The organism is Streptomyces asiaticus (genome assembly GCF_018138715.1).
Lineage (GTDB): Bacteria > Actinomycetota > Actinomycetes > Streptomycetales > Streptomycetaceae > Streptomyces > Streptomyces asiaticus.
In genome coordinates, this window is sequence record NZ_JAGSHX010000006.1 from 8,434,544 (window position 1) to 8,456,607 (window position 22,064).

A 22,064-nucleotide genomic window follows, 5' to 3' on the forward strand; every position below is an offset into this window, starting at 1 on the left:
GATTAAGGAGAAGAAAACAGGCACGCGGAAACCCTTGCTTTGTATGGAAAAAGATGGATTGCCGTCCGTGCCCTGTACGGCACCATGAAGGCAGGCGCGAGACACGACCGCCGCCCATGGTCGATATGTCGAACGCCCGTGACAGGCGCGAAGATCAGACGGTCAGGGAATCGTGCGGTCGGCGCGGAGTAGTCATTTCCGCGCGTGGAATCCGGGCCGGGCCGCAAAGGGGCCACGGCCGGTGCGACACCCGCGTGGACATCATCGGTTCGATGGATGCCAGGTGCGCGCGGGCACACTCATTTACGCCCATTTATTCCCCCTGAGTGCCGCCGGTCCCCCCACTCGGACATGAGCAGTCTAGACGCAAGATCGACGGATTCGGAAGCCCGTTCTGGTATCGCGCCTATCACTTGACGGCCGAAGGGGGCGGGGTGCTGTCGCCGTGCCCCGAGCGGTCCGAAACCGGGCAACTCGCCCCGTACGCGCGGAGTATCAGGGGAATAAGCGGCGGCGCAATATGGGCCCGGAGTGTTCGTTGAAGGCTGAACAGGAACCAGGCTGAACAGGAACCAGGCTGAACAGGAACCGGGCGGAAGGGGACCCGGACGGAAGGGGGCCCCGCCGTCACCGGCGGGGCCCCGTCCCATAGCGTGCGGCGGTATCAGACCTTGCGGTAGTCGTACGCCTCCGAGGCCGCCTGGAGCACCGCCTCCACATCCGCCCCGGTGGAGGCGGTGACGAGCGCCGCGACCGCGCCCTCCACGAGCGGCGCGTCCACCAATCGGGTGCCGTCGGGCAGTTCGTCGCCCTCGGCCAGCAGCGCCTTGACGGACAGGACCGCGCTGCCCAGGTCCACCAGGACCGCCACTCCGGCGCCCCGGTCGACCGCCTGGGCCGCCTCCGCTATCAGCTCCGGGCTGGTGCCGAAGCCGCCGTCCGCGGTGCCGCCCGCGGCGCGGACCGGTGCCGTGCCGCCGCCGGACAGCGCCTTCGCCAGCTCGGCGACGGAGTCCGCCACCGCCGCGCTGTGCGACACCAGGACTATGCCGACCTTCCCGCTCTCGTCGGTCATCGGGCCGCCTCCGCCAGTGCGCCGACGATCAGCGCCGACGAGGTGGCGCCCGGGTCCTGGTGGCCCACGCTGCGCTCACCCAGATAGCTGGCCCTGCCCTTGCGGGCCAGCATCGGCACGGTGGCCAGCGCCCCCTTCTCGGCGGCCTCGCCCGCGGCCGCGAACGACCCGGTGCCCCCGCCCAGCGCCTCGACGGCGGGGAGCAGCGCGTCCAGCATCGTCTTGTCGCCGGCCGCGGCGCCGCCGAGCTGCGCCACCGCGTCCACCCCGGCCCGCAGCGCGTCCGCCAGCTGCTGCGGGGTGATCTGCTCGGCGTCGCCGAGCGCCTTGCCGGCGCGCCGCAGCAGCGTCCCGTACAGCGGTCCTGAGGCGCCGCCCACCTTGGAGATCAGCTGGCGCCCGGCCAGGATGAGGGCGGCCCCGGGGGAGCCCGGGGGCTCCTTCTCCAGCGCCTCGGTCACGGCGGCGAAGCCGCGCTGCATATTGGTGCCGTGGTCGGCGTCGCCGATCGCGGAGTCCAGGTCGGTGAGACGGGCCGCCTCACGGCCCACGGACGTGGCCGCGGCGGTGAGCCATCGGAGGAAGAAAGGGGTGTCGAGCACGTCGTCGACGGCGGGTTCACTGCTGGACACAGACGCCTCCTCGGGGTGTAGCCAACGGCGACAGCGTACGTATCGGGGGCCGGCCGGCCTCAGGCGCCCCAGCGCAGCCCGGCGGTCCGCACGGGCGCGTCCCACAGCCGCAGGAGGTCCTCGTCGACCTGGCACAGCGTGATCGAGGCGCCCGCCATGTCGAGTGATGTGACGTAGTTGCCGACGAGCGTACGCGCCACCGCCACCCGGCGCTCGCCGAGCGCCCGGTGCACCTCGGCGGCGAAGCCGTACAGCTCCAGCTGCGGGGTCGCCCCCATGCCGTTGACGAGCAGCAGCACCGGGCTGTCCGGGCGCAGGTCCTCGACCACCACCTCCACCGCGTAGTCGGCGATCTCGCGGGAGGTCATCATCGCCCGCCGCTCACGCCCCGGCTCGCCGTGGATGCCCACGCCCAACTCCAGCTCCCCGGCGGGCAGATCGAAGGTGGGGCCGCCCTTGGCCGGGGTGGAGCAGGCGCTGAGCGCGACGCCGAAGCTCCGCGAGAGCTCGTTCACCCGCCGGGCGATCGACTCCACCCGCTCCAGCGGCGCGCCCTCGTCGGCCGCCGCGCCCGCGATCTTCTCCACGAACAGGGTGGCGCCGGTGCCGCGCCGGCCCGCCGTGTAGAGGCTGTCGGTGACCGCCGCGTCGTCGTTGACCAGGACCTTGGCGACCTGGATGCCCTCGTCCTCGGCGAGCTCGGCGGCCATGTCGAAGTTGAGTACGTCACCCGTGTAGTTCTTGACGATGAACAGCACGCCCTTGCCGCTGTCCACCGCGGCCGCCGCGCGCACCATCTGATCCGGCACGGGGGAGGTGAACACCTCGCCGGGGCAGGCGGCGTCGAGCATGCCGGGACCCACGAAACCGCCGTGCAGCGGTTCGTGCCCCGAGCCGCCGCCGGAGACCAGTCCCACCTTGTCCTCGACCGGCGCGTCCCGCCGGACGATCACCCGGTTGTCGACGTCGACGATCAGCTCGGGGTGGCAGGCGGCCAGTCCGCGCAGCGCGTCGGGGACCACGGTCTCGGGGACGTTGATGAGCATTTTCATAGGTGTGTCCGTCCTCCGCCGGATGGGGGTGTGCACCGCTGCAACAGCGTACGGATCCGCCGCGTCCCTGGCACCCCTTGGACACTGAGCCGAACGGCCCAATAGGACGAAAAAGGTACATAGTCATCATATGGTGCGCGCATGGAGAATACTGCCGCACCGGCGGCCGCCGTCCTGCCCCCGCGCCCCCAGCCCCGCCCGCCGCAGCGGTACCGTCGTCCGGCCCCCTGGCTCGGCCTGGTCGCCATCGGATACGCCGTGGTCCAGCTCACCATGGTGATCCCGCACACCGGCCACGCGCTGGGCTGGGACGAGTCCGTGTATGTCTCCCAGGTCGATCCGCGCACCCCGCCCGCGTACTTCAGCGCACCCCGCTCGCGCGGCGTCAGTCTCCTGGTCGCGCCCCTCGTCTCCGCCACCGACTCCATTCCGGCGCTGCGGATCCTGCTGATGCTGCTGTCCGCGGGCGCGCTCTACGGCGCCTTCCGGGTCTGGACCCGGCTGCTGCCCGCGCCCCAGGTGGCCCTGGCCGCGCTGCTGTTCTCCGGGCTGTGGATCACCCAGATCAGCGGGCCGGCGGTGATGCCCAACCTCTGGGTGGCGATCGGCGCCGTCGCCGCCGTCGGCTGGTTCCTCCGGGTCCCGGACGAACCGAACGCCCGCTGGTGGCTGGCCGCCGTCCTCGCGGGCGTCACCCTGGTGCGCACCCCCGACGGGGGATGGCTCGCCCTGCCGCTGCTGATCGGCGCGATCGGGGTGCGCACCTGGCGACCCGCCCTGCTTCCGCTGATCGGCGGAGCGCTGCTCGGCGCCGCCCAGTGGATCGGGGAGGCGTACGACCGCTTCGGCGGCATCGGGGAGCGGCTGAACGTCTCCAGTGACGTCGAGGGCGGCATGGGCCTCCACTTCAGCGTCGGCGCCGCGCTGCGCAGCCTCAACGGACCCCAGCTGTGCCGCCCCTGCGAGGTGCCGCTGCGCCACCCGGAGCTGACCGTGTGGTGGCTGGCGCTTCCCGTGCTGACCCTCCTCGCGGTGCACACCGCCCTGCGCGACCGGCAGGAGTCGCGCCGGGTGCGGGTGGGTCTCGGCCGCCCGGCCGTCCGGCCCCCCGCCGTACCGCTCACCGTGCTGCCCATCGCCTGCGCGGCCACCCTCGCCCTGCCGTATCTGCTGCTCATCGGCTACTCCGCACCGCGCTTCCTGATGCCCTCGTACGCGCTGCTCGCGCTGCCGATCGCCGGGCTGGTGTTCCGCTCCGTGCGGGCCGCGCGGTCGCCGCAGCACCTGGCGGTCGCCCTCGGGGTGATCATCACGCTCCATCTGGCGAGCCAGTTCGTCATCCTCAACCACACCGTCAGGCAGTCCGACGCCACCACCGGCCGCTATCGCACCGCCGCGAAGGGGCTCCAGGGGCTCGGGCTGCGGCCGCCCTGCCTGGTGACCGGCGACCGCGCCCTGCCCGTCGCGTACCACGCGGGCTGCTCCTCCGCCCAGACCAGCGGGAACAACCGGTCCATCACCCTGCCCTCGCTGCTGCGCCGCGCCGCCCGGGAGCCGACCGCGCTGCTGCTGCGGCGCGGCCGGGCCCGGCCACCGGCCTACGCCCGCACCTGGGTCGCCTATCCGCTGCCGGGCACCGAGTGGAACGCGTATCTGCCCCCGGACCAGGCGCGGGAGTGGGAAGCCCGGAAATCCCGACAGGAGACGTCCGGAAACGGTCCGAGCATGGGCGCCATGACGATGTCCTACCCGACCACCAGCTGGGCCGGATTCGCGGCGGCCGAGCCCGCCTTCGCCGACTACGCCCAGGACCGCTTCCGGCGCTACCGCCACCATGTGCTGGCCACCCTGCGCCAGGACGGCTCCCCGCGCGTGACCCCGCTCGAAGTGAACTTCCTCTCCGGCGAGTTGTGGCTGGGCATGATGCCGGAGTCGCGCAAGGCGCTGGACCTGCGCCGTGACCCCCGGTTCTCGGTGCAGGCCAACCCCGGCCCCGGTGAGGACCTGACCGAGGGCGACGTCCGGGTGAGCGGCCGGGCGGTCGAGGTGACCGACCCCGGGACGCTCGCCCGTTTCGCCGAGGAGGTCCACCCGCCCGAGCCCTTCCACCTCTTCCGGGCCGAGGTGACCGAGGTGGTGCACACCGCCCTGGAGGACGGGCGGATGGTGCTGCGCACCTGGCGCCCGGGCCGGCCGGTACGGGCCGTACGGCCGGGCGGCGACGACACCCCGCCCCGGGTGGAGGGCTGAGACCTGAGGCCGTGGACCGGTCCGACCGGCCCGGTCCACGGCCCTTCCGTATTGTTGGAACACGTTCTACCGTGCCCCTCGATCCCAGGACGCTCCCAGCCGGCCGTCATGGCGCACGCGAGACTCCAGGAGGGGCCGTGGACCTCGAATACACCCCTGATCAGCGGCGGTTGCGCGATGAACTGCGCGCGTACTTCGCCGAACTGGTCCCCGATGACGCCTATGCACGCTACGCCGACTCCACCGGGCAGAAGCGGTTCTACCGCGAGACCATCCGCCGGCTCGGCACCGACGGCTGGCTGGGGGTGGGCTGGCCCGAGGAGTACGGCGGGCGCGGGCTCGGCCCGGTCGAGCAGTTCATCTTCTTCGACGAGGCGGCCCAGGCCGGGGTGCCGCTGCCGCTGATGGCGCTCAACACCGTCGGGCCCACCATCATGCGGTTCGGCACCGAGGAGCAGAAGGCGTACTTCCTGCCCAAGGTCCTCTCCGGCGAGATCGACTTCGCGATCGGCTACAGCGAGCCCGACGCCGGTACCGACCTCGCCTCCCTCAAGACCCGCGCGGTGCGCGACGGCGACGATTACATCGTCAACGGCCAGAAGACCTGGACCACCAACGGCGACACCGCCGACTGGGTGTGGCTCGCGGTCCGCACCGACCCCGACGCCAAACCCCACAAGGGCATCAGCATCCTGCTGGTCCCGACCGACGACCCCGGCTACTCCGCCACCCTCATCAAGACCCTCGCCTCGCACGACACCACCGCCAGCTACTACGAGAACATCCGTGTCCCGGCCACCCGCCGCGTCGGCGCCGAGAACGAGGGCTGGCGCATGATCACCACCCAGCTCAACTACGAGCGGGTCACCCTCGCCGCCCACGGCACCATGGCCATCCGCGCCCTGCGCGGCGTCCGCCAGTGGGCCGCCGACACCAAGCTCCCCGACGGCCGCCGGGTGATCGACCTGGGCTGGGTGCGCGGCCGGCTGGCCCGCACCCACGCCCGGCTGGACGCCATGAAGCTGCTCAACTGGCAGATGGTGGAGGCCCTCGAGCGGGAGGCCCTCACCCCGCAGGACGCCTCCGCCGTCAAGGTGTACGGCTCCGAGGCGCGCCGCGACGCCTACGCCTGGCTGATGGAGATCGTCGGCGCCGCCGGCCCGCTCAAGGAGGGCTCGGCGGGCGAGGTCCTCCACGGCGAGCTGGAGCGCGGCTACCGCAGCAGCGTCGTCTTCACCTTCGGCGGCGGCAACAACGAGGTCCAGCGGGAGATCATCTCCTGGATCGGGCTGGGGATGCCACGGGTGCGCCGCTGAGCCGCCGTCCGGCGGCGCTTCCCGTGAGGGTCCCGGTCAGCCGCGAGGGTCCCGGTCAGCCGCCGACGTACGCCGCGAGGTGCTCACCGGTGAGGGTGGACCGGGCGGCCACGAGGTCGGCCGGGGTGCCCTCGAAGACGACCCGGCCACCGTCGTGACCGGCGCCGGGGCCGAGGTCGACGATCCAGTCGGCGTGCGCCATGACGGCCTGGTGGTGCTCGATGACGATGACCGACTTGCCGGAGTCCACGAGCCGGTCCAGAAGAGCGAGCAGCTGTTCGACATCGGCGAGGTGCAGCCCGGTGGTCGGCTCGTCGAGGACGTAGACCCCGCCCTTGTCGGCCATGTGGACCGCCAGCTTGAGCCGCTGCCGCTCGCCACCGGACAGCGTGGTGAGCGGCTGGCCCAGGGTGAGGTAGCCGAGTCCGACGTCCGTCATCCGCTGAAGGATCTTGTGGGCCGCCGGGGTGCGCGCCTCGCCGCTGCCGAAGAACTCCTCGGCCTCGGTCACCGGCATCGCCAGCACCTCGCTGATGTCACGGCCGCCGAGGTGGTACTCCAGCACCGAGGCGCTGAACCGCCTGCCCTCGCAGTCCTCGCAGGGGGTGGCCACGCTCTGCATGATCGCCAGGTCGGTGTAGATGACACCGGCGCCGTTGCAGGTGGGGCAGGCGCCCTCGGAGTTGGCGCTGAACAGCGCCGGCTTGACGCCGTTGGCCTTCGCGAACGCCTTGCGGATCGGATCCAGCAGCCCGGTGTACGTGGCCGGGTTGCTCCGGCGCGAGCCGCGGATCGGGGTCTGGTCCACCGAGACCACACCCTCCGGGGCCGGGATGGAGCCGTGGACGAGCGAGCTCTTGCCGGAGCCCGCGACGCCGGTGACGACGCAGAGCACCCCCAGCGGGATGTCGACGTCGACGTCCCGCAGGTTGTTGGCGCTCGCGCCGCGGATCTCCAGCTGCCCGGTGGCCTTGCGGACCGTCTCCTTGAGCGTGGCCCGGTCGTCGAGATGGCGGCCGGTCACGCCGTCGCTCGCCCGCAGCCCCTCGACGGTGCCCTCGAAGCACACGGTGCCGCCCGCCGTGCCGGCGCCGGGGCCGAGGTCCACGACATGGTCGGCGATGGCGATCGTCTCCGGCTTGTGCTCCACCACGAGCACCGTGTTGCCCTTGTCCCGCAGCCGCAGCAGCAGGTTGTTCATCCGCTGGATGTCGTGCGGGTGCAGACCGATGGTGGGCTCGTCGAAGACGTAGGTGACATCGGTGAGCGAGGAGCCGAGGTGCCGGATCATCTTGGTGCGCTGGGCCTCGCCCCCGGAGAGCGTGCCCGAGGCCCGGTCGAGTGAGAGATAGCCGAGGCCGATCTCCACGAACGAGTCCAGGGTGTGCTGGAGCTTGGCGAGCAGCGGCGCCACCGACGGCTCCTCGAGTCCGCGGACCCAGCCGGCCAGGTCGCGGATCTCCATCGCGCACGCGTCGGCGATGCTGATCTTGCCGATCTTGGAGGAGCGGGCCTGTTCGCTGAGCCGGGTGCCGTCGCACTCGGGACACTCGGCGAAGGTGACCGCCCGGTCCACGAAGGCCCGGATGTGCGGCTGCATCGACTCCCGGTCCTTGGACAGGAAGGTCTTCTGGAGCTTCGGGATCAGACCCTCGTAGGTGAGGTTGACCCCGTTGATCTTGACCTTGGTCGGCTCGCGGTAGAGGAAGTCGTGCCGCTCCTTCTTGGTGTACTCGCGGATCGGCTTGCCCTTGTCGAAGAAGCCCGACTCGGAGATGACCCGCACCACCCAGCCGTCCCCGGTGTAGGTGGGGATGGTGAACGGGTCCTCGGAGAGCGACTTGGAGTCGTCGTACAGCTGGGTGAGGTCGATGTCGGAGACCGCGCCCCGGCCCTCGCAGTGGGTGCACATGCCGCCGGTGCGGCTGAAGCTCACCTTCTCGGTCTTCGTCTTCTCGGCCCCGCGGTCGACCGTGAAGCCACCCGTCGCCGAGACCGACGCCACGTTGAAGGAGTACGCGGCGGGCGGGCCGATGTGCGGGCTGCCCAGCCGGCTGAAGAGGATGCGCAGCATCGCGTTGGCGTCGGTGGCGGTGCCCACGGTGGACCGGGGGTCGGAGCCCATCCGCTGCTGATCGACGGTGATGGCGGTGGTCAGCCCGTCGAGCACATCGACCTCGGGGCGCGCCAGGTTCGGCATGAAGCCCTGGAGGAAGGCGCTGTAGGTCTCGTTGATCAGACGCTGCGACTCGGCGGCGATGGTGTCGAACACCAGCGAGCTCTTGCCCGAGCCCGAGACGCCGGTGAACACCGTCAGCCGTCTCTTCGGGATCTCGATGCTGACGTCCTTGAGATTGTTCTCGCGCGCGCCGTGCACCCGGATCAGATCGTGACTGTCGGCGGCGTGCGGTTCAGGCGACCGCGTGTCCTTGTCCGTGGCCCTGCTCATGGTGTCTCCATCTGTTTCGGGCGGGGGCCGCCCGCGCGGCCCCCGCCGGTGTCGCCCGAATCGACCTGACCGGCTTCGAACAATACGTCCGGTTCGCAGGTCACAGCTGTTCCCGCGGTACGGCTCAGGGCAGCTCGTTGATGCGGATCATGTTGCCCGCGGGGTCGCGGCCGGTGCCGCAGACGCTAGCCACGCCCCCGTGACCGGGGCTTCTCCATTCCTGACCGGTTCCCCTCTCGACCGTTTGCTGTGGGAAACTGAGCCGGTGAAACGGCAGGATCTCGATGACCTCGTCCGGCTGCGGCGGGCCCGCGACCGGATGGACCGCGACTACGCCGAGCCGCTCGACGTCCCGGCGCTGGCGCGGGGCGCCCTGATGTCGCCGGGCCACTTCTCCCGCAGCTTCCGCGCCGCCTTCGGCGAGACCCCGTACAGCTATCTGATGACCCGCCGCATCGAGCGGGCCAAGGCGCTGCTGCGGCGTGGCGACCTCACGGTGACCGAGGTCTGTATCGCGGTCGGCTGTACCTCGCTGGGGTCGTTCAGCTCGCGCTTCACACAGCTGGTCGGCGAGAGCCCGAGCAGCTACCGGGCCCGCGGCCATGACGACGGCGCCGCCATCCCGGCGTGCATGGCCAAGATCCACACGCGACCGGTCAGAAACGGAGAAGCGAGCCCCGCCGCGCGGCCGTAGCGTGAGCGGCATGGACATCACCCTTTCCACATGCTTCATCGCCGTCGACGACCACGACAAGGCGATCCCCTTCTACCGCGATGTGCTCGGCCTCGAGGTGCGCAATGACGTCGGGTTCGAGGGGATGCGCTGGGTGACGGTCGGGTCGCCCTCGCAGCCGGACGTGAGCATCGTCCTGGAGCCGCCCCTCGCCGACCCGAACGCCTCACCGGCCGACAGACAGACCATGGCGGAGCTGCTGGCCAAGGGCCTGCTGCGCGGGGTCCTCTTCGCGACGGACGACTGTGACGCCACCTTCGAGCGCATCAGCGCCGCGGGCGGTGAGGTGCTCCAGGAGCCCATGGACCAGCCCTACGGCGTCCGCGACTGCGCCTTCCGCGACCCCGCGGGCAATCTGCTGCGCTTCACCCAGCCGCTCAAGAAGTGAGCCCCGGGCGGCCCCGCCCCGGGGCCGGTTGACGCCTAGGCTGGCCGTCGGGAGGTGGTGGCCATGGCGGCGGCCATACGGCGGGGCGGATCGGACGGCGACCCGGGGCTCTACGGCCCCCGGTCGGTCACCTGGCAGATGCACGGCGACCCGGTGATGTGGATCGCGGGGGTGCGCGCCCTGTACCTCCAGGCGCTGCATCCGCTCGCGGTGCGCGGCGTCACCCAGAACTCCGACTTCCGCAAGGACGCCTGGGGACGGCTGCTGCGCACCGCGCGGTTTGTCGCCACCATCACCTACGGCACCACCGAGGCGGCCGAGCGGGCGGGCGCCAAGGTCCGGGGCATTCACCGCAGGCTCTCCCTGACCGATCCGGTCACCGGGGTCCGGCACGGTGTCGACGAGCCCGAGCTGCTGCTGTGGGTGCACTGCGCCGAGATCGACTCCTACCTCCAGGTGATGCGGCGCTCCGGCTATCCGCTCACCGACGCCCAGGCGGACGCCTATGTCGCCGAGAACGTGGTGTCCGCCCGGCTGGTCGGCCTCGACCCCGCCGACGTACCGGCCGATACGGCGGCGCTCGCCGCGTACTTCGCGACGGTGCGCCCCGAACTCGCCGCCACCCCGGAGGCCCGCGAGGTGGACGCCTTTCTGCGGCGGCCCCCGGTCCATGCCCTGCTCGTCCCGGCGCGCGAGGTGATCTGGGGGCGCTTCGCCTCGCTCGCCTACGGGACCCTGCCCCCGTACGCCCACGCGCTGTACGGGCGCCCCGCGCCCCCGCCACGGGTGGTCACCCGCAGGCTGCGGGCGATGGGCACGGCGCTGCGCTGCATCCCGCCCACCGCCCGCTGGCGGCTGCCGCCGAAGCACATCATGCGGGCGGTCGAACGGCTCGGCCCGGGCAGCCGCCCCTCGCCCTACAAACTGCGCAGAAACGCGGCCATACTGGACAGCGGGGATGCGACGGGGGCACGGCCGTTCGCGGCCGGTCTCCACGGGGGCGGCGGGAGCTGACTTCCGCCAAGGCAGGGGGAGCATGGCGGACATCAAGCGGATCCAGGGCCGGTACCGGCTGCTGGACCGGATCGGGCGCGGGGGGATGGGCGAGGTGTGGCGGGCGCGGGACGAGTCGCTCGGCCGCCGCGTCGCCGTCAAATGCCTCAAACCGCTGGGGTCGCGGCACGACCCCTCGTTCACCGGTGTGGTGCGCGAGCGCTTCCGCCGGGAGGCGCGGGTGGCCGCCGCGTTGCAGCACCGCGGGGTCACGGTGGTGCATGACTTCGGCGAGCACGAGGGCGGACTCTACCTGGTCATGGAGCTGCTGGAGGGCCGTGACCTCGGCCGGCTGCTGGGCGAGAACGCGCGCCGGCCGCTGCCGGTCCCCGAGGTGCTGGACATCGCCGAGCAGGTGGCCGAGGCCCTCGCCTACACCCATGGCCAGGGCGTGGTGCACCGCGATCTCAAGCCGGCCAACATCATGCGGCTCACCGACGGCACCGTGAAGCTCTGCGACTTCGGCATCGCCCGCCTCGGCGACGACGTCGGCTTCACCTCCCGGCTCACCGGCACCGGCGTCGCCATGGGCACTCCGCACTACATGTCGCCCGAGCAGATCGCGGGCGACCCGGTCGACCACCGCAGCGATCTGTACTCACTGGGCTGTGTGCTCTACGAACTGGCCACCGGGGCGCCGCCGTTCGCCCTCGACGACGCCTGGGCGATCCTCGTCGGCCACCACCACACCGCGCCCGCCCCGCCGCGCCGCCACCGGCCCGAGCTCCCCGAGCGGTTCGAGCGCGCCGTCCTCGACCTGCTGGCCAAGGCCCCGGAGGACCGTCCGCGCGACGCAGCCGAGTTCGCCGGGCGGATCGCCCCGGGGCGGGTGTCCCGGCGGCCACTGCCGTTCCCCGAGCCGCGCGGCACGCTCCCGGCCGCGGGACCGCCTGCTCCGCGCCTTCTGACCGCCGGGCCGCCGGCTCCCCGCCTCCCGGCCTGGGCCCGCCGGATGACCACCGGGTCCAAGGCGCACACCGCCGGTGTGGGGCTGCTGTCGGCCGGTGTGGGGCTGCTGTCGGCGACCCCGCCCGATGCGACGGCCGCGCTCACCGGCGCCTGGACCGGGGGCCGCGGCACGGCCGACCCCGACCCGCAAGGGGAGCGGGCCCGGCTGGCCGAGCGGCACCGCGCCGGGCTGGGTCTGGGGCGGACGGGCCGCTGGGCGGAGGCCGTGGAAACCCACCGCGCGGTGGCCGCCGAGCGCGAGCGCGCGCTGGGCGCCGACCACCCCGACACCCTCGCCAGCCGCTACGAGATCGCCTTCGCCCTCGGGATCCTGGGCCGCCCGGGCGACGCGCTGCGCGAGTACGAGCGGGTCGCGGCGGGCCGCCGGCGCGTCCTGGGCCCCGACCATCCCGACACCCTCGCCGCCCGCCAGGAGACCGCGTTCGCCCTGGGCCGCCTCGGCCGCTTCACCGAGGCCCAGGACGTCTACACCGCGGTGCTCGCCGCCCGTGAGCGGACCGTGGGCGCCGACCACCCCGACACCCTGCGCTGCCGCCACAACCTCGCCTTCAACCTGGGCTGTCTGGGGCGCCGGGCGGAGGCGTACCGGATGGCGGAGCGGGTGGCCGCGGCCCGCGCCCGGGTGCTGGGCCCCGACCACCCCGACACGCTGGTCACCCGCTACGAGGTGGCCTGCGCCCTCGGTCGCCTGGACCGCTGGGGCGAGGCCCTGGGCATCTTCCGCGAGGTGGCCGCCGCCCGCGCCCGCACCCTCGGCCCCCACCACCCGGACACCCTCGCGGCCCGCTACGAGATCGGCGCCGGTCTGGGGCGGCTGGGCCGGGGCGAGGAGGCCCTCGCGGTCTACCGCGCCCTGGTCGAGGACCGCACCCGCGCCCAGGGCCCCGCCGATCCGGAGACCCTGCGCGCCCGGCACGGCCTCGGCGTCGGCCTGGGGCGGCTGGGCCGCTGGGAGGAGGCGCTCACCGAGGCGCGGGAGGTCTGCGCCCTGCGCGAGCGCGCTCTGGGCCCGGACCACCCCGACACCCTGGTCAGCCGTCGCGAGGTGGCCGTCGCCCTGGGCTGGCTCGGCCGCTGGTCCGAAGCGCTGGCCGGCTACCGCCGGGTGACCCGGGCCCGCGTGCGCGTCCTCGGTCCCGACCATCCCGACACGCTGGTCAGCCGCGGCGACGAGGCGCACTGCCTGGAGCGGCTGGGCCGCCGCGAAGAGCCGGCCGAAGCGGCTGAAACGACCGAGGCGGCTGAAACGGCCGAGACGGCCGAGACAGCTGAGGCGGCCGAGGCGGCGGGGCGTCGGGCGCGGCAGGGGTGACCTCCGATGGCGGAGGCCGCGGCCGGGGGGACCCCTGGCGGCCTGGCCCCGGCGATCACCGCGTGCTAACCAGAGGGCATGTCTCACAGCGATGCGTACGACGTCGTCATCGTCGGCGGTGGTCACAACGGTCTGGTCGCCGCCGCGTACCTCGCCCGCGCCGGGCGGAGCGTGCTGGTGCTCGAGCGCCTCGGCCACACCGGTGGCGCGGCCGTGTCCACGCGGCCTTATCCCGGGGTGGACGCACGGCTGTCCCGCTACTCCTACCTGGTCAGCCTGTTGCCGCGGCGGATCGTCGACGACCTCGGACTGCGCTTCGCGGTGCGCAAGCGCGCGGTGTCCTCGTACACGCCCGACGTCCGGGGCGGGCGCCCCACCGGGCTGCTGGTGGACACCGCCGCCACCGGCCGGACGCGCGCCGCGTTCGAGCGGCTGACCGGGTCGGAGCGGGAGTACGAGTCCTGGGAGCGGTTCTACGGCATGACCCGGCGCGTCGCCGAGCGGGTCTTCCCCACGCTGACCGAGCCGCTGCCCACCCGGGAGGAGCTGCGGGCGCGGATCGGGGACGACACGGCGTGGCAGGCACTGTTCGAGCGGCCGCTGGGGGAGGCGATCGAGGCCGCGTTCGACGACGACCTCGTCCGGGGCGTGGTCCTCACCGACGCGCTCATCGGCACCTTCGCCCGGGCCCACGACCCGTCGCTGCGTCAGAACCGCTGCTTCCTCTACCACGTGATCGGCGGCGGCACCGGCGACTGGGACGTCCCCGTCGGCGGCATGGGCGCGCTCACCGACGCCCTCGCCGACGCCGCCCGCGCGGCGGGGGCGCGCATCGCGACCGGGCGCGAGGTCACGTCGATCGCCACCGACGGCACCTCGGCCGAGGTGCGGTACGAGGGCGAGGCGGGGGAGGGCACCGCGGCCGCCCGGTACGTACTCGTCGGGGCGGCGCCGCGCGAGCTGGCCCGGCTGCTGGGCGAGGAGCCGCCCGCCCCGCCCGCCGAAGGGGCGCAGCTCAAGGTGAACATGCTGCTGCGCAGGCTGCCCGCGCTGCGCGACCGCGAGGTGGACCCGCGCGAGGCGTTCTCCGGGACGTTCCACATCGCCGAGGGATACGGCGCGCTGGAGGAGGCGTACCGCCAGGCGGCCGCGGGGGAGCTGCCGCACCGGCCGCCGTCGGAGATCTACTGCCACTCGCTGACCGACCCGTCGATCCTCGGCCCGGAGCTCGCCCGAGAGGGCTACCAGACCCTGACCCTGTTCGGACTGCACACCCCCGCCCGGCTGTTCACCGAGGACAACGACGCGGCGCGCACCGCGCTGCTGCGTGCCACCCTCGCGGAGCTGGATGGCCATCTCGCCGAGCCGATCACCGACTGTCTGGCAAGGGACGCCGACGGGCGGCCGTGCATCGAGGCCAAGACCCCGCTGGACCTGGACGCCGATCTGCGGCTGCCCGGCGGCAACATCTTCCACCGGGACCTGTCCTTCCCGTACGCCCAGGAGGGCACCGGCCGCTGGGGCGTGGAGACGCGCCACGCCAATGTGCTGCTGTGCGGCGCGGGCGCGGTGCGCGGCGGCGGGGTGAGTGGAATCCCCGGGCACAACGCGGCCATGGCGGTACTGGAGAAGTGACCCCCAGGACCCCTCCGCACGGCCCGGGACCCCTTCGCATGCCCCGGGGCGCGGTTTTCTTGCTCCGAATCTGACGTAGCGTCAGAAAAACTCTTCCTTCGTCCGGCCCCCTGCGGCATCCTGCCGCTCATGCAGACGGAGCTGAGCACAAGGCTGGGTGTCGAGCACGCCGTCTTCGGTTTCACGCCGTTCCCCGCCGTGGCCGCGGCGATCAGCCGGGCCGGCGGCTTCGGTGTGCTCGGCGCGGTCCGCTACGGCGCGGGCGAGGAGCTGGCCCGCGACCTCGACTGGATGGAGGCGCACACCGACGGCAGACCGTACGGCCTGGACGTCGTGATGCCCGCGAAGAAGGTGGAGGGGGTCACCGAGGCCGATATCGAGGCGATGATCCCCGAGGGTCACCGCGCCTTCGTCCGGGAGACCCTCGCCAAGCACGGCGTCCCCGAGCTCGCCGAGGGCGAGGCGTCCGGCTGGCGCATCACCGGCTGGCTCGAGCAGGTGGCCCGCAGCCAGCTCGACGTGGCCTTCGACTACCCCGTGAAACTCCTGGCCAACGCCCTGGGCTCGCCCCCGGCCGATGTCGTGGCCCGCGCCCATGACCACGGCATCCTCGTGGCCGCCCTCGCGGGCAGCGCCCGCCACGCCCTCCACCACAAGGAGGCGGGGCTGGATGTCATCGTCGCCCAGGGCTATGAGGCGGGCGGCCACACCGGTGAGATCGCCTCCATGGTGCTCACCCCCGAGGTGGTGCGGGCCGTGGACCCGCTGCCGGTGCTCGCCGCGGGCGGTATCGGCAGTGGCGAGCAGATCGCCGCCGGGTTGGCGCTCGGCGCCCAGGGCGTCTGGATCGGCTCCCTCTGGCTCACCACCGAGGAGGCCGAACTCCATTCGGCGGCCCTCATCCGCAAGCTGCTGGCGGCCGGATCGGGGGACACCGTGCGCTCCCGCGCCCTCACCGGCAAACCCGCCCGCCAGCTGCGAACCGAGTGGACCGACGCCTGGGAGGACCCGGACGGCCCGGGCCCGCTGCCCATGCCGCTCCAGGGGCTGCTGGTGGCCGAGGCCGTCTCGCGCATCCAGAAGTACGAGGTGGAACCGCTGCTCGGCACCCCGGTCGGCCAGATCGTCGGCCGGATGGACTCCGTCCGCCCGGTGCAAGCGGTCTTCGACGATCTCACCCGCGGCTTCGAGCGCGCCATCGACCGCGTCAACCGCATCGCCGGACGCGCCTGACGCGCCCGCACCCCACGCCACCGCCCATCCGCGCACTCCCGTTCGACATTCCCCCGACCCCGCCGTCAGAAGGAGGACCGGACCGCCATGTCCCCTACACCCAACGGCTTCTGGGCCCAGGCCGCGCTCGAGCCCGACCGCACCGTGCTCATCGCCCCGGACGGCGAGGAGTGGACCGCCGGGCGGCTGCACGGCGCGTGCAACCGGCTCGTCGCCGGGCTGCGCGCCGCCGGGCTGCGCCGCGGCGACGCCCTGGCGGTCGTCCTGCCCAACGGGGTGGAGTTCTTCGTCGCCGCGCTCGCCGCCACCCAGGCCGGGTTCTATCTGGTGCCGGTCAACCACCATCTGGTCGGCCCCGAGATCGCCTGGATCGTCTCCGACTCCGGTGCCAAGGTGCTGATCGCCCATGAGCGCTACGGCGGGCAGGCGGCCGCGGCCGCCGACGAGGCGGGGCTGCCCGCGACCCACCGCTACGCCGTCGGCGCCATCGACGGCTTCCGCCCGTACGCCGAGCTCCTCGAGGGGCAGCCGGAGGAGCCGCCCGCCGAGCGCGAGCTGGGCTGGGTGATGAACTACACCTCCGGCACCACGGGCCGGCCGCGCGGAATCCGCCGTGCGCTGACCGGAAAGCTCCCCGAGGACAGCCACCTCGGCGGCTTCCTGCGGTTCTTCGGCATCACCCCGCGCGCCGAGGAGCCCGACCACGTCCATCTGGTGTGCTCACCGCTCTACCACACCGCCGTCCTCCAGTTCGCGAGCTCCTCGCTGCACATCGGCCATCCCCTGGTGCTCATGGACAAGTGGACGCCCCAGGAGATGCTGCGCCTGATCGACACCTACCGCTGTACGCACACCCATATGGTGCCGACCCAGTTCCACCGGCTGCTCGCCCTCCCCGACGAGGTCAAGCGGTCCTACGACGTCTCGTCGATGCGCCACGCCATCCACGGCGCCGCGCCCTGCCCCGACCACGTGAAGCGCGGGATGATCGACTGGTGGGGCGGCTGTGTCGAGGAGTACTACGCGGCCAGCGAGGGCGGTGGCGCCTTCGCCACCGCCGAGGACTGGCTGAAGAAGCCGGGGACCGTCGGCCGCCCCTGGCCCATCAGCGAGATCGCCATCTTCGACGACGAGGGCACCCGGCTCGCCGCCGGTGAACTCGGCACCGTCTACATGAAGATGAGCACCGGGGGCTTCGCCTACCACAAGGACAAGTCCAAGACCGAGAAGAACCGCATCGGCGACTTCTTCACCGTCGGCGACCTCGGCCTCCTGGACGAGGACGGCTATCTCTACCTCCGCGACCGCAAGATCGACCTGATCATCTCCGGCGGGGTCAACATCTACCCCGCCGAGATCGAGGCCGCGCTGCTCACCCATCCGGCCGTGGCCGACGCCGCCGCCTTCGGAATCCCCCACGAGGACTGGGGCGAGCAGGTCATCGCGGTCGTGGAGCCCGCCGAGGGGCATGCGCCGGGGCCCGAGCTGGCCGAGGAGATCCTCGCCCACTGCACCACCCGGCTCGCGGGCTACAAATGCCCCAAGTCGGTGGAGTTCATCGCCGAGATGCCGCGCGACCCCAACGGCAAGCTCTACAAGCGGCGGCTGCGCGCGCCGTACTGGGAGGGTGCGGTCGACGCTGGTCAGACCCCACATTGAGCGTGAGGTTGTCAACTTAATGTCGGTCGCGCTATATAACTAGTCATAGGGCATCGCACGCAGCGCGATATGAAAAGGAGTGATCTGTGATGCTCATGCGCACCGACGCCTTCCGGGAGCTCGACCGGCTGTCCCAGCAGCTGCTCGGCACCGCCGTACGACCGACCGCCATGCCGATGGACGCCTACCGCGCGGACGGCGAGTTCGTCGTCCACTTCGATCTCCCGGGCATCGATCCGGACACCATCGACCTCGATGTCGAGCGCAATGTGCTGACCGTCCGCGCCGAGCGGCGCTCCCCGGCCCCCGAGGGCGCCGAGATGATCGCCTCGGAGCGCCCCTCCGGCCTCCACACCCGTCAGCTCATCCTCGGGGACACCCTCGACACCGAGCGGATCGACGCCTCGTACGACGCAGGAGTCCTCACCCTGCGCCTGCCGGTCTCGGAGAAGGCCAAGCCGCGCAAGATCAAGGTCAGTGACGGGGCGGGCACCCCCCGTCAGCTGACCGCCTGACGCACCTCCCCCCACCCCTTCACGAGAAAGGCGCCCTCACACCCATGTTCCAGCAGCGTCGCCCGGGGCGGCAGCAGCCCGGTATGACGTACGACGAGCTGATCGAGGCGGTGCGGTACGACGGCCTCTACCCCACCCGGGAAAGGGCCGAGGAGGTCACCCGCACCGTGCTGGCCGCCCTGGGACGTCAGCTCACCGGTGAGGAGCGGGTCGCCCTCGCCGCGGCACTGCCCCGGAGGGCGGCGCGGGTGCTCGCCGCCGAGATCCCAGGCCCCGAGCGGCTGACGGGCTGGGGATTCGTCAAGGACATCGCCGCGCGCACCCCCGAATCGACCCCGGCGACCGCCCGTTGGGACGCCGGATCGGTGCTGGGGATCATCGGGCGAGTGGCGGGCCCGGAGCTGGTGCGCCGCATCCTCGGCCAGCTCCCCGAGGGCTACGCCCTGCTGTTCGGCCAGGCCGAGCTGGCCCGGCCGACGCAGCCTGCCTGATCCGGTCGGCGCTCCCGGGGCCGGTTCCGCTTCCCGCGGGACCGGCCCCGTGGCGCGCTCGCGGTGCGGCGCCCTATCGTTCCAGAGCCCGCCGGACGCCACCGGGGCCGCCCGGACGACGCCGAGGTGCCGCCCGGACGGCGCCTCAGGTCACCCGGGAGGTCACCCGGGCCGTCCGGACGACGACGCGGGGCCGCCCGTACCGCCGAGAGAGGAACCTCGCCCATGCGACCGCATCCGTCCCCGCGTCATGCGCTGATCGCCGTGCTGGCCGCCGCCGTGCTGGCCACCGGGGCCACCACCGCCGTCGCCGCGCCGGCCGGCTCCGCCCGTGTCCAGCACGGCACCCTCCGGCCGCTGGTCGACCTGTCCGCGCAGCGGGTGCTGGTGGCCGACGAGGTCGCCGCCGCGAAGTGGGGCACGGACAGCCCGATCGACGACCCGGCGCGGGAGCGGGAGGTGCTGGAGACGGTGGCGCGGCAGGCCGAGGAACTGGGTGCCGACCCGGTGGCCACATCGCGGATCTTCCGTGACCAGATCGAGGCCAGCAAGGTCGTCCAGCGCGGCCTGTACAGCCGCTGGGACGCCGACCCCGCACAGGCGCCCACCGAACGCCCCGACCTCGGCCGGGTCCGGCTGGAGATCAACCGGATCAACGGCGAACTCGTGCGCGCCATCGCGGACTCGGCGGCCGTACGCGAGTCCCCCTCCTGCGTGGGACACCTCACGGCCGGGGCAGCCGCCGTGGTCCACGGGCGGCGTCTGGACCCGCTGCACACCGTGGCGCTGGGCCGCTCGCTGCCGTCGGTGTGCGAGCGCGGAGCGCCGTAGGGCGGTGGTCAGGGCACGGGGCGGTCGTTGAGGACGCGCTGGAAGAGCAGATGGTCCCGCCAGGCGCCGGCGATGTGCAGATAGTCCGGCGCCATGCCGATCCGGGTGAATCCGCAGCCCAGCAGGACGCGTTGGGACGGGACGTTCTCCACCAGCGTGCTGGCCTCGATCCGGTGCAGCCCGAGCCGCTCATCGGCCGTCCGGCAGACGGACCGGACGGCCCGGGTGGCCAGTCCGCGGCCGATGTGCCCGGCGTCGATCCAGTACTCGAGGTGGGCGTTGCGCCAGGGCCCGAGGACGATGTTCGACAGGGCGACCGTGCCCAGGATCCGCTCGCCGTCGGCCAGCACCCAGGGCACCCTCCGGCCGGACTCCCACTGTTCCAGCTGGTCCCGCAGCCGGGCGGCCTGGCCGTCGGTGGTGAAGAAGCTCTCGTCCCGCGGTGGGCTGGTGGGGCGCAGATGCTCGAGGTTGCGCGTGAACGCGTCCGCGAGCGCCTCGGCGTCGTCCGCGGCGGCGATCCGCAACGTGATCCCGTCGGCGAGAGGTACAGGAGGGGGAACGATCACCCGGTCAGCCTACGGGGGTGTCCGGCGGTACGCGTACGCCTGCGGCGGGCTGTTCCCCTCCCCGCCCCTTCCCGTCACTGGGGCTCCGCCCCAGACCCCGGGATCCGGGGGCATGGCCCGCCGGACACTCCCTGGCCGGCGCGGCGGTTCAGCCACCGTGCTTGGCGTCCTGGTCCGCTCCCTCCGCCACCGCCCGCGCCCAGCGGTAGTCCGCCTTGCCGCTGGGGGAGCGCTGGATGCGGTCGGTGAAGACGACCGTCCGCGGGATCTTGTAGCCCGCGAGCCGCTCGCGGCAGTGGTCGCGGACCGCGTCGGCGGTGAGCCCGGACGCCTCCGTGCGGGGCTGGACGACGGCCGCGACACGATGGCCCCAGCGGGTGTCCGGAACGCCCGCCACGAGCGCGTCGTACACATCCGGATGGGCCTTCAGGGCCTGCTCGACCTCCTCCGGATAGACCTTCTCGCCCCCGGTGTTGATGCACTGGGAACCGCGCCCGAGGACGGTGATCACACCGTCCTCGTCGACGGTCGCCATGTCGCCGAGCAGTACCCAGCGCTCCCCGTCCGCCTCGAAGAACGTCTCGGCGGTCTTCTTCGGGTCGTTGTAGTAGCCGAGCGGCACATGGCCGCGCTGGGCGATCCGGCCGGGCTCACCGGGTGCCACCGGGGCGAGGGTCGCCGGATCCACCACCGTCGTCCGGGCGTTGGCGCGCAGCCGGAAGCCCTTCTCGGGTCCGGAGTCGGCGGTGGCGGTGCCGTTGAACCCGGACTCCGAGGAGCCGAAGTTGTTCAGCAGCAGGGTGTGCGGGGAGAGCTCGGCGAACTGGGCGCGTACGGTCTCCGAGAGGATCGCGCCCGAGCTGCTGACGCTGAGCAGCGAGGAGAGGTCGGTGCCCTTGAGGGGGCCGGTCAGGGCGTCCACCAGGGGCCGCAGCATCGCGTCGCCGACCAGCGAGGCCGCGGTGACCTTCTCCTTCTCGATGGTCCTCAGCACCGCCTCCGGCATGAACTTCCGGTGCAGTACCACCTTCTGGCCGAAGTTGAACGCGATGAAGGCCGTAAGGGTGGAGGTTCCGTGCATCAGTGGCGGGGTGGGGAAGAAGACCAGTCCCTCGCCGCCCGCGGCCACCCGCTCGGCCAGCTCCTCCGGGCGCTCGACGGGCTGGCCGGTCGGGGCGCCGCCGCCAAGACCGGAGAAGAAGAGGTCCTCCTGCCGCCAGACCACGCCCTTGGGCATCCCGGTGGTGCCGCCCGTGTAGATGATGAAGCGGTCGTCGGCGGACCGGGCCGGGAAGCCGCGCTCGGGCGACCCGGACGCCTCGGCGTCGGCGAACGCCACCGACGGGCCGGGGCCGTCCCCGGTGCCGACCCGCACCAGATGGCGCAAGGTGCCGGTGTGGGGCAGCGCGGCGGCCACCCGCTCGCCGAACTCGGCGTCGTAGACCAGCGCGGCCAGCTCCGCGTCGCGGTAGAGATAGACCAACTCGTCTTCCACGTAGCGGTAGTTGACGTTCACCGGCACCGCGCGGATCTTCAGACAGGCCAGGGCGGTCTGGAGGTACTCCACGCCGTTGCACAGATGCAGTCCGACATGCTCGCCCGGGGCGATACCGCTGTCCATCAGATGGTGGCCGAGCCGGTTGGCGGCCGCGTCCAGCTGGGCGTAGCTGAGCCGCCGTTCGGCCCCGGTGCCCGGGTGGTCGAGGTACACCAGCGCCTCTCTGCCGGGCACGGCGTCGACGATCGACTCGAACAGGTCGGCAAGGTTGTACTCCACGACTCCTCCTGACCCCTCGATACCCCTCGATCCGGCGGCTCGGCGCTCATTAGAGCCGCGCCGGGATGAGGTGGGAAGGGTTGCGGAACAAGAAATCTGACTGAGCATCAGATTTCTCTTGAAGT

General features: G+C 72.6%; 18 protein-coding genes. 12 read left to right on the forward strand and 6 right to left on the reverse strand.

Going from position 1 to position 22,064, the window contains the following annotated elements; all coding sequences use genetic code 11:
* Positions 1 to 664: 664 nt before the first annotated feature.
* The 3 genes from dhaM to dhaK are packed head-to-tail and all read right to left on the reverse strand — an operon-like array spanning position 665 to position 2,759.
* Complete coding sequence (dhaM, locus tag KHP12_RS43910; RefSeq protein ID WP_020873511.1) at positions 665 to 1,075, reverse strand: dihydroxyacetone kinase phosphoryl donor subunit DhaM; 411 nt, start codon at positions 1,073 to 1,075, stop codon at positions 665 to 667.
* Positions 1,072 to 1,707 carry a dihydroxyacetone kinase subunit DhaL gene (gene dhaL / locus KHP12_RS43915; protein ID WP_086880522.1) on the reverse strand — a complete coding sequence of 212 codons (636 nt, stop codon included), beginning with the start codon at positions 1,705 to 1,707 and terminating at the stop codon, positions 1,072 to 1,074. The genes dhaM and dhaL overlap by 4 nt, the downstream gene beginning before the upstream one ends.
* A gap of 59 nt (positions 1,708 to 1,766) precedes the next feature.
* Positions 1,767 to 2,759 (reverse strand): dihydroxyacetone kinase subunit DhaK, encoded by a 993-nt coding sequence (dhaK, locus tag KHP12_RS43920; protein WP_086880521.1) that lies wholly within the window; start codon positions 2,757 to 2,759, stop codon positions 1,767 to 1,769.
* Positions 2,760 to 2,900: 141 nt separating this feature from the next.
* Between dhaK and KHP12_RS43925 the strand changes: the two genes are divergently transcribed.
* Complete coding sequence (locus KHP12_RS43925) at positions 2,901 to 5,009, forward strand: pyridoxamine 5'-phosphate oxidase family protein (RefSeq protein WP_211834525.1); 2,109 nt, start codon at positions 2,901 to 2,903, stop codon at positions 5,007 to 5,009.
* 137 nt (positions 5,010 to 5,146) lie between these two features.
* Positions 5,147 to 6,325, forward strand: a complete 1,179-nt coding sequence (locus KHP12_RS43930; protein WP_086882579.1) for an acyl-CoA dehydrogenase family protein — start codon at positions 5,147 to 5,149, stop codon at positions 6,323 to 6,325.
* A 55-nt stretch (positions 6,326 to 6,380) separates the two neighbouring features.
* Here the strand turns inward: KHP12_RS43930 and KHP12_RS43935 are convergent, their stop codons facing one another.
* On the reverse strand, positions 6,381 to 8,774 hold the full coding sequence (locus KHP12_RS43935) for an ATP-binding cassette domain-containing protein (RefSeq protein WP_086882580.1): 2,394 nt from the start codon (positions 8,772 to 8,774) through the stop codon (positions 6,381 to 6,383).
* Between the two features lie 265 nt (positions 8,775 to 9,039).
* Here KHP12_RS43935 and KHP12_RS43940 point away from each other — a divergent pair, with 265 nt between their 5' ends.
* The 10 genes from KHP12_RS43940 (at position 9,040) to KHP12_RS43985 (ending at position 19,593) form a co-directional block, all read left to right on the forward strand.
* Positions 9,040 to 9,468, forward strand: coding sequence for a helix-turn-helix transcriptional regulator (locus KHP12_RS43940; RefSeq protein ID WP_086882581.1), 429 nt, complete (start codon positions 9,040 to 9,042; stop codon positions 9,466 to 9,468).
* Between the two features lie 10 nt (positions 9,469 to 9,478).
* Positions 9,479 to 9,895 carry a VOC family protein gene (locus tag KHP12_RS43945; RefSeq protein ID WP_037958744.1) on the forward strand — a complete coding sequence of 139 codons (417 nt, stop codon included), beginning with the start codon at positions 9,479 to 9,481 and terminating at the stop codon, positions 9,893 to 9,895.
* A 63-nt stretch (positions 9,896 to 9,958) separates the two neighbouring features.
* Entirely contained in the window at positions 9,959 to 10,909 is a 951-nt protein-coding gene (locus KHP12_RS43950) for an oxygenase MpaB family protein (protein ID WP_086882582.1), read from the forward strand.
* Between the two features lie 22 nt (positions 10,910 to 10,931).
* Positions 10,932 to 13,229 carry a serine/threonine-protein kinase gene (locus tag KHP12_RS43955; RefSeq protein ID WP_086882583.1) on the forward strand — a complete coding sequence of 766 codons (2,298 nt, stop codon included), beginning with the start codon at positions 10,932 to 10,934 and terminating at the stop codon, positions 13,227 to 13,229.
* A gap of 78 nt (positions 13,230 to 13,307) precedes the next feature.
* On the forward strand, positions 13,308 to 14,864 hold the full coding sequence (locus KHP12_RS43960) for a phytoene desaturase family protein (protein WP_211834526.1): 1,557 nt from the start codon (positions 13,308 to 13,310) through the stop codon (positions 14,862 to 14,864).
* Between the two features lie 129 nt (positions 14,865 to 14,993).
* On the forward strand, positions 14,994 to 16,097 hold the full coding sequence (locus tag KHP12_RS43965) for an NAD(P)H-dependent flavin oxidoreductase (protein WP_037958637.1): 1,104 nt from the start codon (positions 14,994 to 14,996) through the stop codon (positions 16,095 to 16,097).
* An 87-nt stretch (positions 16,098 to 16,184) separates the two neighbouring features.
* Complete coding sequence (locus tag KHP12_RS43970) at positions 16,185 to 17,756, forward strand: acyl-CoA synthetase (RefSeq protein ID WP_086882585.1); 1,572 nt, start codon at positions 16,185 to 16,187, stop codon at positions 17,754 to 17,756.
* A gap of 89 nt (positions 17,757 to 17,845) precedes the next feature.
* On the forward strand, positions 17,846 to 18,271 hold the full coding sequence (locus tag KHP12_RS43975; RefSeq protein ID WP_037958643.1) for an Hsp20/alpha crystallin family protein: 426 nt from the start codon (positions 17,846 to 17,848) through the stop codon (positions 18,269 to 18,271).
* A gap of 44 nt (positions 18,272 to 18,315) precedes the next feature.
* Positions 18,316 to 18,762 carry a DUF2267 domain-containing protein gene (locus KHP12_RS43980; protein WP_086882586.1) on the forward strand — a complete coding sequence of 149 codons (447 nt, stop codon included), beginning with the start codon at positions 18,316 to 18,318 and terminating at the stop codon, positions 18,760 to 18,762.
* A gap of 225 nt (positions 18,763 to 18,987) precedes the next feature.
* On the forward strand, positions 18,988 to 19,593 hold the full coding sequence (locus KHP12_RS43985) for a chorismate mutase (protein ID WP_086882587.1): 606 nt from the start codon (positions 18,988 to 18,990) through the stop codon (positions 19,591 to 19,593).
* 8 nt (positions 19,594 to 19,601) lie between these two features.
* Here KHP12_RS43985 and KHP12_RS43990 read toward each other — a convergent pair whose 3' ends face one another.
* Together KHP12_RS43990 and KHP12_RS43995 are read right to left on the reverse strand one after the other, a co-directional pair.
* Positions 19,602 to 20,159: a GNAT family N-acetyltransferase gene (locus KHP12_RS43990; protein WP_210610348.1), complete on the reverse strand. Its 558-nt coding sequence runs from the start codon at positions 20,157 to 20,159 to the stop codon at positions 19,602 to 19,604.
* A gap of 151 nt (positions 20,160 to 20,310) precedes the next feature.
* The gene (locus tag KHP12_RS43995) at positions 20,311 to 21,939 is read right to left on the reverse strand and encodes an acyl-CoA synthetase (RefSeq protein WP_086886419.1); all 1,629 of its coding nucleotides are present in this window, start codon (positions 21,937 to 21,939) and stop codon (positions 20,311 to 20,313) included.
* Between the last annotated feature and the right edge of the window lie 125 nt (positions 21,940 to 22,064).

Excerpts from the sequence above, each read along its gene's own strand:
- dhaM (WP_020873511.1), bottom strand. The coding sequence starts at position 1,075 with ATGACCGACGAGAGCGGGAAGGTCGGCATAGTCCTGGTGTCGCACAGC.
- dhaK (WP_086880521.1), bottom strand. The coding sequence starts at position 2,759 with ATGAAAATGCTCATCAACGTCCCCGAGACCGTGGTCCCCGACGCGCTG.
- KHP12_RS43925 (WP_211834525.1), top strand. The coding sequence starts at position 2,901 with ATGGAGAATACTGCCGCACCGGCGGCCGCCGTCCTGCCCCCGCGCCCC.
- KHP12_RS43935 (WP_086882580.1), bottom strand. The coding sequence starts at position 8,774 with ATGAGCAGGGCCACGGACAAGGACACGCGGTCGCCTGAACCGCACGCC.
- KHP12_RS43945 (WP_037958744.1), top strand. The coding sequence starts at position 9,479 with ATGGACATCACCCTTTCCACATGCTTCATCGCCGTCGACGACCACGAC.
- KHP12_RS43950 (WP_086882582.1), top strand. The coding sequence starts at position 9,959 with ATGGCGGCGGCCATACGGCGGGGCGGATCGGACGGCGACCCGGGGCTC.
- KHP12_RS43955 (WP_086882583.1), top strand. The coding sequence starts at position 10,932 with ATGGCGGACATCAAGCGGATCCAGGGCCGGTACCGGCTGCTGGACCGG.
- KHP12_RS43960 (WP_211834526.1), top strand. The coding sequence starts at position 13,308 with ATGTCTCACAGCGATGCGTACGACGTCGTCATCGTCGGCGGTGGTCAC.
- KHP12_RS43965 (WP_037958637.1), top strand. The coding sequence starts at position 14,994 with ATGCAGACGGAGCTGAGCACAAGGCTGGGTGTCGAGCACGCCGTCTTC.
- KHP12_RS43970 (WP_086882585.1), top strand. The coding sequence starts at position 16,185 with ATGTCCCCTACACCCAACGGCTTCTGGGCCCAGGCCGCGCTCGAGCCC.
- KHP12_RS43975 (WP_037958643.1), top strand. The coding sequence starts at position 17,846 with ATGCTCATGCGCACCGACGCCTTCCGGGAGCTCGACCGGCTGTCCCAG.
- KHP12_RS43980 (WP_086882586.1), top strand. The coding sequence starts at position 18,316 with ATGTTCCAGCAGCGTCGCCCGGGGCGGCAGCAGCCCGGTATGACGTAC.
- KHP12_RS43985 (WP_086882587.1), top strand. The coding sequence starts at position 18,988 with ATGCGACCGCATCCGTCCCCGCGTCATGCGCTGATCGCCGTGCTGGCC.